At 45.6% G+C, this 13,470-nt stretch carries 11 protein-coding genes; 2 read left to right on the top strand and 9 right to left on the bottom strand.

All coding sequences use genetic code 11. From position 1 onward, the window contains the following. Positions 1-21: 21 nt before the first annotated feature. The 3 genes from AC1RR2_RS06735 to AC1RR2_RS06725 form a co-directional block, all read right to left on the bottom strand. On the bottom strand, positions 22-1,731 hold the full coding sequence (locus AC1RR2_RS06735; protein WP_493221528.1) for a cyclic di-GMP phosphodiesterase: 1,710 nt from the start codon (positions 1,729-1,731) through the stop codon (positions 22-24). A gap of 177 nt (positions 1,732-1,908) precedes the next feature. Then, positions 1,909-3,870 (bottom strand): CocE/NonD family hydrolase, encoded by a 1,962-nt coding sequence (locus AC1RR2_RS06730; protein WP_493221527.1) that lies wholly within the window; start codon positions 3,868-3,870, stop codon positions 1,909-1,911. Between the two features lie 154 nt (positions 3,871-4,024). Next, on the bottom strand, positions 4,025-4,684 hold the full coding sequence (locus AC1RR2_RS06725) for a GGDEF domain-containing protein (protein ID WP_493221526.1): 660 nt from the start codon (positions 4,682-4,684) through the stop codon (positions 4,025-4,027). Positions 4,685-4,807: 123 nt separating this feature from the next. Between AC1RR2_RS06725 and AC1RR2_RS06720 the strand changes: the two genes are divergently transcribed. Further along, on the top strand, positions 4,808-5,725 hold the full coding sequence (locus tag AC1RR2_RS06720) for a 1-aminocyclopropane-1-carboxylate deaminase/D-cysteine desulfhydrase (protein ID WP_493221525.1): 918 nt from the start codon (positions 4,808-4,810) through the stop codon (positions 5,723-5,725). Between the two features lie 36 nt (positions 5,726-5,761). Here the strand turns inward: AC1RR2_RS06720 and AC1RR2_RS06715 are convergent, their stop codons facing one another. The 5 genes from AC1RR2_RS06715 to glpD form a co-directional block, all read right to left on the bottom strand. Beyond that, positions 5,762-6,127 carry a hypothetical protein gene (locus tag AC1RR2_RS06715; protein WP_493221524.1) on the bottom strand — a complete coding sequence of 122 codons (366 nt, stop codon included), beginning with the start codon at positions 6,125-6,127 and terminating at the stop codon, positions 5,762-5,764. A gap of 65 nt (positions 6,128-6,192) precedes the next feature. After that, on the bottom strand, positions 6,193-7,215 hold the full coding sequence (locus tag AC1RR2_RS06710) for a substrate-binding domain-containing protein (RefSeq protein ID WP_493221523.1): 1,023 nt from the start codon (positions 7,213-7,215) through the stop codon (positions 6,193-6,195). A 446-nt stretch (positions 7,216-7,661) separates the two neighbouring features. Beyond that, positions 7,662-7,865 carry a hypothetical protein gene (locus AC1RR2_RS06705; protein ID WP_493221522.1) on the bottom strand — a complete coding sequence of 68 codons (204 nt, stop codon included), beginning with the start codon at positions 7,863-7,865 and terminating at the stop codon, positions 7,662-7,664. Positions 7,866-7,880: 15 nt separating this feature from the next. Beyond that, positions 7,881-8,672 carry a DUF1700 domain-containing protein gene (locus AC1RR2_RS06700; protein ID WP_493221521.1) on the bottom strand — a complete coding sequence of 264 codons (792 nt, stop codon included), beginning with the start codon at positions 8,670-8,672 and terminating at the stop codon, positions 7,881-7,883. Between the two features lie 160 nt (positions 8,673-8,832). Continuing rightward, on the bottom strand, positions 8,833-10,452 hold the full coding sequence (gene glpD, locus AC1RR2_RS06695) for a glycerol-3-phosphate dehydrogenase (RefSeq protein ID WP_493221520.1): 1,620 nt from the start codon (positions 10,450-10,452) through the stop codon (positions 8,833-8,835). Between the two features lie 357 nt (positions 10,453-10,809). On the opposite strand from glpD, the gene AC1RR2_RS06690 reads away from it, so the two are divergent. Next, positions 10,810-12,468 carry an MFS transporter gene (locus tag AC1RR2_RS06690; protein ID WP_493221519.1) on the top strand — a complete coding sequence of 553 codons (1,659 nt, stop codon included), beginning with the start codon at positions 10,810-10,812 and terminating at the stop codon, positions 12,466-12,468. 115 nt (positions 12,469-12,583) lie between these two features. On the opposite strand, the gene AC1RR2_RS06685 is transcribed toward AC1RR2_RS06690, so the two are convergent. Continuing rightward, positions 12,584-13,414, bottom strand: a complete 831-nt coding sequence (locus AC1RR2_RS06685; protein ID WP_493221518.1) for a branched-chain amino acid aminotransferase — start codon at positions 13,412-13,414, stop codon at positions 12,584-12,586. Positions 13,415-13,470: the final 56 nt, after the last annotated feature.

Below are 13,470 nucleotides of genomic sequence, written 5' to 3'. Positions count from 1 at the left end.
GCTGAGTAACCATCGCTGCATCTATACCTTATAAAAATCGTGACACACCAGACCGTAGGCGCCATCCGGCAAGCCACGCATAATACTGATACGCTCGCCATCCCCCAGTAAATCCTGCTGCATTAAATCTAACATGATGGGTTTTTCCAGCAAACTACGATCCGCCTTGGTCAATAACAACACTTTAGGGTCAAGGCGTTTCAGTTTATTGTGTTCCAACACAATCGCCACTTCGCCGGTGGTGAGTTGAATTAGGCTACCTACTGGAAAAATGCCAATCGCCTGCACAAATTCTTCAACCAAAGGCGCATGTAGCTGCCCTTCAGCCATCCTGAATAACTCCTTCATGGCATCAAACGAAGAACGGGTGGCGCCATAAGGGCGTGCCGACGTCATCGCCGCAAAACTATCAGCAATCGCAGCCATACGACCAAAAATACTGATTTCTGCTCCTGCCAAGCCACGCGGATAACCGCTGCCATCCATGCGTTCATGATGTTCGTTGATACCCAGTCGCACATTTTGACTCAAGGGCTCCTGCGCTTCCAATAACTGTATGCTGGCATTCACATGTCGACGCATGATGGAAGCCTCTTCCACCGACAGTTTGGCTGGCTTTTGTAGCAAAGCGGGAGGAATTTCTAACTTGCCGATATCCAATAGCAGACCAATAAAACCCAGTTCTATAAGCTGCTGCTTAGAAAAGCCAATATGGCGCCCCAGCGTCAGCATATACACCGCCACTTTCAAGGCATGCGACACCACGCCCATATTTTCTGAGCGCATACGCAATAACCACATCAGTGCAGAAGGATTGGAAATCACACTTTCAGAAAGTAGTTGAACTGTAGGCAGCACTTCCTTCAATTCCAGGGACTGCATATTTTGCAAATCGAGCTGGAGTTTTTTAATCAAGGCATCGGTTTGCTCAATTACCACGCGTGCGCGCGACAGTTCGTCAGGCATAGAAACCTGATCGCGGTAATGAACTAAATGTAGGTCTTCAGGCACATAATCAGGGCGTCGCCTGAGTTTGCTTGGTTTCGGTCGATTCCATAAAGAACGGTGCAGATGTCGCCCTTGCTCACCCCAGCGCAGCCATCTTTCCCACCAATTCAAATGCGACAGAGTCGCATCTCGTGGTTCTATACCTTGCATTTTGACGGCAAATTGTCGAACTGCTTCGGTATGGGTTCTATTTAAAGTATTCAAAGATTGATCGTGCGGATCCGCTTGCGCTTCTTGTTCAAAGCGGGCGAAATCTGCACTAGCATGTACTTGTGTTTTGGACTTGTGTGGATGCAGTGTTTTCTTTGCGGGGTGATGACGAGCACGTTGGGCGTGAGCATAATCCGATTTTGCAAACTTACTATGTAACCAGCTAACCACACGCTCCAGTTGATTTTGTTGCTGATCAAGGACTACCCGCAATTCCGCCGAAGATCGGGATACCAAGGTTTTCCCTATCGTTTCTACTTCTTTCACTTCGTACAAAATATCAAACGGTAAATGCAATAAGGCATGTGAACTACTACGATGTGGATCAATCACTAATTCTTTAACCAAGCCACGCAGTGTTTGCAAGTCCAAGTCTTCTATCAGCAAAAAGCCTTGTAGCAGAAATGGCGTCTGTACCCAAGGTCTATCCAACTCAGTGATAAACATTCCCAAACGTAAATCATCAACACGGATGCGTAAGGATTCACACAATTGATGCGTCTTATTTAACACTACATTAACACTTAAAAGAATCGTAGACAGGTACAAAAAAAGGAGTCTGCTTAAGCTTATAGTTATGCAGACTTGTATTTTCATATCATAACGAGTTTCTGTTCACTCGCGGGATAGGGACGAAAAAAAACCCGCAATGTGCGGGTTTTTTCCTACATTAAGTTTTCCGCAGCCAGACTATGGTTTTTCATCCATGGCGGGCAAGACCTGCACTTGCAAAGAACTTATCTTACTACCACCACGGTAAAGGCGATGATTGGCTTTAATGAAATCACTTTCCTTGGCTTCGAAAATATTATCAACAAATTTTTGAGGATTGCGATCAATGAAAGGGAACCAAGACGACTGCACTTGTATCATGATGCGATGGCCACGTTGGAAAGTATGCATCACGTCATTAATAGCAAATTTGACCTTAGTCGGCTCATTTGGCACGAAAGCTTTAGGATGTTCAAAACTATCGCGGAAGCGGGCTCGGAAAGGCTCGCCACGCACCAAGGTCTGCTGTGCACCACGATTAGGCTCGCCTGGCGCGGCGTCCATTTTGTTAGGATTAACATCAATCAGTTTCACCACAAAATCTGCGTCACTGCCCGTCGTACTGACAAACAAAGATGCTTCCAAAGGTCCTGCAAAAGTCACATCGCGATCCAAAATTTCCGTTTGATACGTTAAGACATCTGGACGACTGCTGGCGAAGCGTTGATCTGCAGCGACGTATTGATTACTCCAGCGATTCGTAATTTCGGTTGTATAGGGCACCGGTTTGGCCGGATCGCTGACATATTCATCATATGCACCTTCACCCGCCTTCGGCATCTCAAAACTAAGCTTGCCATCGGCATTAAAATATAGAGATTTTGTTTGCGTATTGGCGGGTGGCCACGCATCAAAACCGCGCCAGCGATTAGCGCCCGTTTCAAACACCCAGGCTTCTGGCAAAGCAGGTTTATCACCACCTTTTAAGTGATGTTTAAAGAAAGCAAATTCTAGCGGTTGATAGGTGTAGGCGGTCTTGAAGCCAAAATTTGTATTACCAATTTTTTCGCCCGTTGTGCCTGTCCAACCACCATGCACCCAGGGACCAATGACCAAAGTATTGCTGATACCAGGATTGTTTTTTTCTATTGCTTTGTACGTTTGTAATGGACCATACAAATCTTCAGTGTCATACCAACCACCTACCGTCATCACGGCCGCTTTGATATTTTTTAGATGCGGCAATAAGTTCTTCGCTTGCCAGTAGCTATCGTAATTCGGATGTTGGGTCAGCTCATTCCAAAATGGGATAGCATTTTTCAGATACTTAGAATTTGCATTCGATAAAGGACCTAATTCTAAGAAAAATTGATAGGCGTCTGGCGTGCCCCAATTGAACGGAGGCTCGTTATTGACATCGGTAGGCACAGGTCTTGGTTTACCAAAGCCACTGAAGAAACTGAACGCGAGTTGCACGTTGAAGGCACCATTTCTATGCATATCATCACCGCGAAACCAATCTGCGATTGGCGCTTGGGGCGACACTGCTTTTAAGGCAGGGTGTGAGTCAATCGCACCTGCAGAAGTATAAAACCCCGGATAGGAAATACCCCATTGACCGACTTTGCCGTTATTGTTTGGTAAATTTTTTATCAGCCAATCTATGCTGTCGAAAGTATCGCTACTTTCATCAAACTCGTTCTTACCCATCTTTTTATCAATGTGAGGGCGCATGTTAACGAACTCACCTTCCGACATATTTTTGCCACGTACATCTTGAAACGCAAAAATAAATCCTTCTTTTTCATACTGCTCAGTCGGACCTAAACGCGTCTTATATTTATCCGTACCATATGGTGCCACGGTATAAGGTGTGCGCACCAATAAGATAGGATAGCGCTTACTCGGGCTTGCATCATTCGGGACATAAATCGATGTGAACAACAAGGTGCCATCACGTGCCGGAATACGGTATTCAAATTTGGTATAGTTCTTACGAATGTATTCAGCGCGCTGTGCGGCCAAATCTTTCTCGTCCACGGCATTGGCTATCACAGCCACGTTGCCATTGGTCGACGTCGCGGCAACGCTCGACTGTATACCACCCAAGCTTGCCAACATGAGTGAAGCAAATAACAGACTAGGGACACGAGCATTCATAGAAGTGCTACCTTTCAAAGGATTTTTTGTTAGAGAAAATAGACTGCTGATTGGCGTTTATTAAAGTTTGATTTAAAGTCTGATCCTGCGCAGACAAGTTAGCGTCAGACTCAATAACAGGTGAATAAGTTCCGATAGAATGAGACTGCTAGGCCTAGGCTTGATTGGGGTCGTAATCAGGGATCTCGGCATCAACCTGCACCAAAGAATCCACACCTTTGTCTCGTGCTTTTTGTAAGGCATCCTGCGCCCTTGTTAGGACTTTTTCTGCTAGATCGCCGGGTGCATTGGGCGTTAGCCCAGTACAAAAAGTCACCTGCAAATTATCGGCAATCTCATCCCATGCATAAGCCTGCAAATTTTCTTTGATGCGTCGAATCGCGACGATGCTTTGATCCAGCCAAGTGGTAGGCATTACAATCGCAAATTCCGTAGCACCTATACGTCCAAAAGAGTCCAAACTACGCAGAACGTGAATGGCCTCCTTAGTCACGATTTGCAAAATACGTTTAGTGACATCTTGCCCGTGCGTTTCCATAATTTCAGGTAGACGATCTATACCAATCAAGGCCACACTAAAGGTATGTCCGGTGCGTTTAGAGCGCTGTAGCTCGCCGTCGAGTCGTTCTAGCAAAGTGTTGCGGTTTAAGGCGCCGGTCAAATGATCATGCGTTGCAAGCGTTTGCAAATGTGACATTACCGCCTCTAATTTCGGCAACACATCATTCCGGTCACTACCATCCTTAATCTGAGCAATCGCTTCCAGCAGTTGTTGCTGGACAAATGGTATGGTCTGTTTGGTATTTCTTGGCATATTGGAGATTTCCAAAAAAGTCTAGGGGCAAACCATGTCATGAATCGACGAAAGCCGTCGCGCTATGGGCGGACCAGCTTACAATAGCTACTTTACCACCTTGTTGAGTCTGAGCAAGTTTCTATGGCTTTTTTGTCGCATTCATCACCGCTAGAACCAGTAAGAAGCTCGCTTTTCCCACACATACAGTTGTGGATCAAACGCGATGACTTGTTACATCCCACCGTCTCTGGCAACAAGTTTCGCAAGCTAAAGTACAACTTAATCCAAGCAGACGAGCATCGTCCTATCTTAGTTTCTATGGGTGGCGCATGGTCGAACCATTTGCACGCACTGGCACATGCGGCTCAATTACACGGTTTATCGAGTATTGGTCTGGTACGTGGTTTACATGCGGCTAAATCACCACTCAATTCCACCCTCACCGATTGTCAAAACGCGGGTATGCAATTGCATTTTGTGTCACGTGACGATTACCGCGATTTACGTGATTCCTCCTCGGCGTGGCAGCAATGGGTGGACGGTCATCCTGACCGATACTTATGGTTACCAGAAGGTGGTAGCAATGCCCAGGCAATAGCGGGAGTGGCTGAGTTGGCCCAAGAACTGATTGAGGATTTAGGCAGCACCCCAGATACCATCATCCTGGCCTGTGGAACTGGCGCGACATTAGCTGGCATTGTGGCGGGCTTAAAGGGAAGTGCCCGAGTCATCGGTATCGCGGCAGTGAGCAATGCGACTTACCTGCATAGCCAAGTACAACAGCTCTTACGCGATGCCGGCTTCCCGGCGTATAACAATTTTGAAATTTGGCACGATTTCGCACAAGGCGGTTTTGCCAAAACCACTCCAGCACTAATGCAGTTTTGTAACGATTTTATCTCGCAAACACAGATACAGCTTGAGCCCGTCTACACGGGAAAAATGTTTTATGCGCTTGCCGAATTATGCCGCCTAGGGAAGTTCGCACCAAACGAACGGGTCGTCGCTATTCACACGGGCGGTTTGCAAGGTTTAAGGGGCTTTCAAATCACACAATGAAGATACTTTGCTTCGATATTTACGCCAAGTACTCATTCAAAAACGATGTTCATCCACCAGATGTTTGTTGAAACTGTACTTAGTGCCACCCTGCAAAATATCCACCATTTTTTTTGAATTGGCGGCTGAAATGAACACGTCGGCAACACCATCTTTGACCCGAAATTTAGTGGCGGGGCTGAGTATATTATTCGGCTTTATCATCAAATGACGAATCAGTCTGGCTTTCTCGTTACAAATTAAGAAATGGCATTCTTTCTTGAAATTAGCCAGTGGTATATTTAACCACCAGCCTTCATCATTGACATAACGAACCAATTGAGAAAACTGAGTATTGGCATCGTTCAAGATACTTGCACGCAAAGATTCGTTGGCAATTTGTATGGCTTCGGATTTATTCATCTTTAATCAATCTAAAAAAGAAAAAGGGCGAAAATTCGCCCTTTTTCGTTCATCCTTCACCGCTATTACTTACCCCAGTAAGACAAATACTTAGCGCGGAAATCATTCGATGGATCAAACATATCTTTCTGCCCGCCATCGTAAGTAATATTTTGTAAGGTTACTAAATGCAGGGGTGCATTATAGCCACTAGGCGCGACTTTGGAAAATGCGCGATTCAATTCATCAACCAATTGCCAACCGTGCATATACAGCGGTTCTGGCACCGTGCTAATTTGAAGATCGCCTTTACGGATACGTTTAAACGCATTTGGGGAACCATCACCAGCAGATATGCCACGCAATTTATTCGACGCTACCAATTTTTCGATATCGGGTTTATCCATTAAATCAAAATAGACATCGTTGACAGCAATAACGTGTGTCCATTTATTGCCATTGCGCTTCACCAACGACTCGATCAAACCATGAAATTTCTTGCGTGACTCTGCAATTGGCAAATCTTCGACACTCAAAATCCGGCATGCATCACATTGACGCAGCACTTCTACAATCGCACCAGATTTAGTCGCCATATACGGCGTAGAGGTGTCGGTAAAAACCACGATACCGGCTTTATTACTCGATTCAGAAGCGCCAAACAAGGCGGCAATCTGGGCAGCATCCTTAGGATCGGTGGTGATATTCGTGAATAAACCAGGTACCGCTCCTGCTTTGAAACTAGCATGCCAGCCAACTACAGGCACTTTGGCATCACCAGCAGCGGCAAGCCCTTTGGTTTGACTAGCAGCATCAACACCGGCCAGGACTATGCCTTGTGGCTTCATGTCTAAAGCTTGCAATACAACGCCAGCACCTTGATTACATTGACCACGGCAGTCAATCGACAACACTTGCCAACCTGTCCCAGCTACTGCTTCTTTTATTCCGTTAAATACGCCATAAGTGCCCGCATCGCTCATGTCATGGGCGATAAAAACAATTTTTTTATCTTTTTGGAGCTGTGGGCCAGAGGTCGGCCCCTCCCATTTTGATTTTAATGCCGACGCTTTCGCGACTTTGGCATTGGCGGCACTCACGAATTGCATGGTGTTCTGCTGAGCGTGCGCACTAGTCATGAAACAAGTTGCAAACAATAATGCCAGTAAGCTTTTACATTGAACAGTAGTCATAAATCCGGATCAGTCAGGTGAACGAAAACGGCTACACAAATATATCCGCATCTTGTGTTTGAATATATGAAGATAGCAAACGCTCAAAGATTATCGTAGAAAAGCACGTAGCGCAAATAAAGACGAATAACTATCTGGTGAACTGTATGCTTTTCACTGCAATTGCTCAATTATTAGGCAATGCCTGTCTGAATTAGCGTTCATTTTAGAATGTATGTGCAATACACCAAGAATGGAAGCTTTCATTTGTCACAAGGGTGATTCCAATAGGCGGCTCAAGGAACTGGATAAAATGAAGCCGTATGCTAATAGCCCTCCTAAGCTGGAAGAACATACACTGACATACGGCTACCAGCAACAAATTATGGTTTTGCTGGAGAACTAGTGATAGCACTCGCTTTCGTTGCAGTTTCAGTTGCAGCTGCCGATACTGACGCTGACGCTGAAGCGGACATTGTTTGCGGAATCGGCTTCACCGCATGAGAGCGAATAATTCCAACGCCTAGTGCTGACAACAATAGACCAAACATAATCAACGCTATACCGAATTTCAATAAAGTTTTCATCGTATTTCTCCTCAATCAAACATGAACAGTTGACTCGGCACGTGCTGGTGCACGCAACAAAGAGACTGTCCAGAGCAAGTATTTTCCGAAACCAATCACGGTTAACCGTGTCAACCAAAGGCAGAGTAAGAGCAGACCAGTCGCTCCGATCAGCAGGCCCATACCATAGAAAAAGTGACGACTCTCCATGTTATTTTTGATGTGCAACATACCTGGGCGATTATCGGGATGAAATACCACCTCACCACTATTCTCTGGCAGATGGATCAATTTATCAGCCCGCTCTTTGTTCACCAAGATACCTGATTCACTAATATCTACCGTGACGTTCCCCATGTGCGGGCCGCGTAAATGATGGCCACGATGTTCCATTCCGTGAGTATGGTGATTAGGAATTCTAAATTCCATCTCAGGAACACCGGACAAGCTGGCGGCAATGATTACCGTTCCCGCCACGTACAACACCATAGAGCTCATATAGGCGCAAAAAAGAAAAGCGCCATACAAAAACGCGGGGATCAACATAAAGAAATTGAAGATGACGACGCCGATCAAGGCGACAAAAAATCCCAGAATATTGCCGGGACCAAAATTGCTCTTTAGATTTTGGAATCTGGTATTTGCTCTTTGTTGTGCGGCGACCAGACGTGGACTGGCCAATTTCTGGATTATCTCCGTTTCGCTTAAACCTTTTGCCATGTCATTTTGAAATTTCTGCTGATAGCTAGCCAGCGTTTCGGCAATTACAGAAGCAGGCAGACCCTGCAATTCTTGCTGCAAGGTATTCATGTATTCTGTCTTATTCATGGCATTCTCCCTGATGAAATTCTCAAATTTTGTGCATTAGCGCATGGTGTCACTGTAAAGAGAAAGGGAAAGAAAGCCTATGCCATAGCGACATAGTGCAAAATTGCAGGGATAGATGGCAAATAGCGCCGACGAGAAGAAACCGATGCGATGAGGCTGTTCAGTTTAACAATGATTGATGGGAGATCCAATCATCCAATATCTGCTCGGCATCCGCGCTTAAATGGAGTCCCAACTTGCTACGCCGCCACAAAATATCTTGGGCGCTCATCGCGAATTCGTGAATCATCAGGTAGTGGATTTCACATGCATACAATCCCGGCAAGACCTGTTCACCCAAAGCGTTTTCCTTATCTCTTTGACCGAGGATTTGATGAATGCGACTACCGTAAGCCATCGCCAAGCGCTCGATCAATGCAGTAGGAAACCCGGCATACTTTTGGCAACAAGCCTGGATAAAATCATGACGTTTTTGCACATTCACATTATCGGGAGTCGGGGAAAAAAGATCCCCACCAGGCAAAACCGCTGACTTCGTCCAGTTTGCGGCTGTACATGCCAGAGGCGCTGCGATCAAAGCTAAGGCATCTTCCGCCAGGCGTCGATAAGTCGTTATTTTTCCACCAAAAACATGCAGTATCGGCGCCTTACTGAGATCAAGCTCCAAACGATAATCCCGTGTCACAGACTTACTATCAGAATGTCCATCGTCGACTAAAGGACGCACGCCTGAATAAGTCCACACCACATCTGTCGCCGAGATTTTTCGTTCAAAGTACTGATTACTTAGTTCGCATAAGTAAGCGATCTCGTCAGTACTAATATCTGCCCTAAACTGATCTGGCGTACCGCGATAATCCACATCGGTAGTACCGATTAAAGTAAATTCTTTTTCATAAGGTATCGCAAATACAATGCGCCCATCAGGATGCTGAAATATAAAAGCATCGTCATGTGAAAAAAGTCGCTTAACGACGATATGGCTACCTTTCACCAGACGCATTTTTTGCGTACTTGCTTTCGGTGCGAACTTGCTCTGCATATCGGCGGCCCAAGCGCCTGTAGCATTGATCACACAAGCCGCATCGATTTCGATCATCGACGACTGCATGTGACCATCATTTTTGTCTCTAATCATTCTTGTGGAATTCAAACGCCTGAGTGTAGCTCGCCAACGACCATTTTTCGTTTCCAAGTGTTCACAGCGGGTGCGCGTGAGAATTTGCGCGCCGCGTTGCTTAGCATCCATCGCATTCAAGACGACAAGCCGTGCGTCATCCACCCACGCGTCTGAGTACCTGAATCCGTATTCCAGCTTGGACTCGAGCCCCTGTCCTACTTCACTGTTATGTAAATGCAGCGACTCTGTTCCAGCTAAGAGATCGCGTCGTGCCAAATGATCATAGAGAAACAAAGCACATCGCAAGATCCAACGAGGCCGCAATCCGGCGACATAAGGCATAACAAAACTTAAAGGACGAATAATGTGAGGTGCGATGCGCATTAAGTCTTCGCGCTCTAATAGCGCTTTCCTAACGAGCGAAAATTCATAGTATTCAAGGTAACGTAAGCCGCCGTGAATTAGTTTGGAGGAAGCTGAAGAAGTGTGAGCTGCAAGATCATCCTTTTCACACAGAATCACACCTAGGCCACGCCCAGCAGCGTCTCTGGCAATTCCAGCACCGTTAATTCCGCCACCTATGACAAGTACATCACAACTCAGTTTTGTGACTGATTTTGTGACTAATGGTGCACTAAGGCCTGAAGTTTCTTGTCGCATGAATAAGAAAAAAATTGATCTATCGCAAAGTTTAACGATGCTTAACAAATGCCACACCGATCGTATGGGACTATTTACCTATAGCCTTTCGCATGAATTAAATCTAAAGTAGCTTGGTATTAATTTGCATGTCAAATACACATACACAAATATCACATCAATTGCCCCTGAAAACGACAAATATTTGTTTTTTTTAAATTGTCACAAACTATAACTACTTTTTTCGGGGCAATGGACATATTTTGATTGTCATTTACAAGTAAAGTTGATAGTTTATTAGGTGAGTAAATAAATATATGAGGATTAGCTGCACGTAAACTTAGTAACATAACGACAACCGCAAGGAGGAGACACAATATGGGTAACCCGAATGTTGCATCATCAGAAGGTATGACCAAAGAAGAGCGAAAAGTCATTTTTGCATCTTCATTAGGAACAGTATTTGAATGGTATGACTTTTATCTATACGGTACGCTGGCAGCCGTTATCGGTAAAAAATTCTTCACTGCACTAGATCCCAATTCACAAATGATTTTCTCCTTGCTGGCATTTGCAGCAGGCTTTATTGTCCGCCCCTTTGGCGCCTTGGTGTTTGGTCGTTTAGGCGACATGATAGGTCGCAAATACACTTTTCTAGTAACGATAGTGATCATGGGTGGCTCAACCTTCATCGTGGGCTGTTTACCCGGTTACGAAATGATAGGTATCGCTGCACCTATCTTGCTGATCGCCCTGCGCATGCTACAAGGCTTGGCATTAGGCGGCGAATATGGTGGCGCGGCAACTTATGTGGCGGAGCATTCACCAGCCAATAAACGCGGCTTCTTCACATCCTGGATTCAAACTACAGCGACTCTGGGCTTGTTCCTGTCACTGTTAGTTATTTTAGGTGCAAGAACAGCCGTCGGTGAAGAGCAATTTGCCGATTGGGGTTGGCGCATTCCATTCTGGGTCTCAGCTTTATTGCTGATTATCTCGGTCTGGATTCGTATGTCCATGAATGAATCGCCCGCTTTCGCTAAAATGAAATCGGAAGGTAAAGTTTCTAAAGCACCGCTAACCGAATCTTTCGGCAAATGGGGCAATCTGAAAATTGTTATCCTGGCTTTGGTCGGCTTAACGGCTGGTCAAGCAGTGGTTTGGTACACAGGACAATTCTATGCATTATTCTTCCTGACCAATACGCTGAAAGTTGACAATGCGACGGCTAACCTGATGATCGCAGCATCACTCATCATTGGTACCCCTTTCTTTGTGATCTTCGGAGCCCTATCAGACAAGATTGGCCGCAAGCCTATTATTATGGCAGGCTGCCTGATTGCGGCATTGACCTACTTCCCGCTCTTTAAAGCTTTAACGGAAGCTGCGAATCCAGCCTTGGCAGCAGCACAAGCTGCCAACAAAATTGTCGTCACTGCCGATCCTGCTGAATGTTCCTTCCAATTCAATCCTACAGGAACTAAGAAATTCACCAGTTCATGCGATATCGCCAAGCAAGTCTTAGCAGCAAATTCCGCCAGCTACGAAACGGTTGATGGCACGGGCTCTGCGAAAATCGCGATTGGCTCCACTGTGATCGAATCGTATTCGGCTGATGGTATGGCGGCTGCAGATGCAAAGGCAAAAGATACGGCATTTAAAAAATCTGTGGTTGATTCTTTACGTGCTGCTGGCTATCCAGCCAAAGCTGATCCCGCTGGCGTGAATAAGCCTATGATCGTCTTGATTCTGTCCATTCTCGTCATTTACGTCACGATGGTGTATGGCCCTATCGCAGCAATGTTGGTAGAAATGTTCCCAACCCGGATCCGTTATACATCCATGTCTCTGCCTTACCATATTGGTAACGGTTGGTTCGGTGGATTATTGCCAGCAACAGGCGTAGCGATCGTCGCGCAGACCGGTAATATGTATAACGGTTTATGGTATCCGATCGTTGTTGCTTCGGCGACTTTTGTCATTGGTATGTTGTTTGTAAAAGAAACCAAAGACGTTGATATTTACGCAAATGATTAAATATTTACGAACGCTCTAGGCAAAAAGAAAAACGCTCAATCCGCAATGATTGAGCGTTTTTTTATTAAGGATTTAGGACTTCGCAATCAAACGACAGCCCTCGATGTGGCCGTATTTATTCTGTCTCCATGAATTCCATATATAGTTTTCGGGCCAAGGTCGCAATCGGACCGATAGGATAGTCACGGTTTTCGTAACGAGTACAAGGCAATACCTTGGCAAAATTCCCTGTGTTAAAAATCTCTTGTGCATCTAGCAGCTCATCTGGGTGAACGCTACGCTCTTCAACTTTAATGTTTTGCGTCGCCAATAAGGCAATCACCCGTGCGCGCGTAATGCCCGATAAGAAACACCCATTTGCCACCGGTGTAATCACTTGTCCTGTCTGATTCACAAAAAACAGATTCGCGGTAGCGAATTCCGCGACATGACCGTTGATATCGCAAACGACAGCATTGTCATATCCTCGCTCTTTTGCATCACGTAATGCGCGTGTAGTGTTTGGATACAGACAAGAGGCTTTTGCGTCGGTCGGTGCCATCAAAGGACTAGGCCTCTGCAAGGTCGACAGGCATGCCGAAAAACCTGTGAATACAGGTAAAGGCGCATCAAATAAAGTTAAAGCGAATCCAGCGCTAGTCGGAATAAGCAGCCCCTCAGTACCAAATATCAAAGGTCGAATATACAGCTCCGCATGAGCTGGAAATTTTGCGACACCATCGCGACATAGCTGCTCCATTTGATCAACGGTGTAAGAACAGCTTAAACCAAGTAGCTCGGCTGAACAAAGCGCCCGAGCGAGATGCAAACGCAAATCAGGCAAGTGCCCTTGAATTGACCTCGCCCCATCGAAAATGGAAGATCCAAGCCAAACCGCATGATCCATCGCTCCTAAAATAGGTGCATTACCTTCATGCCAAACATCATTTACAAATGTTAAGTGCATAATTACTCTTTCATAAAAGAATTTCTATCCAGCGTAAACAAAGTGTTCGTCCAAAA

The organism is Undibacterium sp. GW821-FHT11H02 (genome assembly GCF_058808015.1).
Note: the sequence above shows the minus strand (reverse complement) of the source record. Positions and strands in the feature narration are given on the sequence as shown.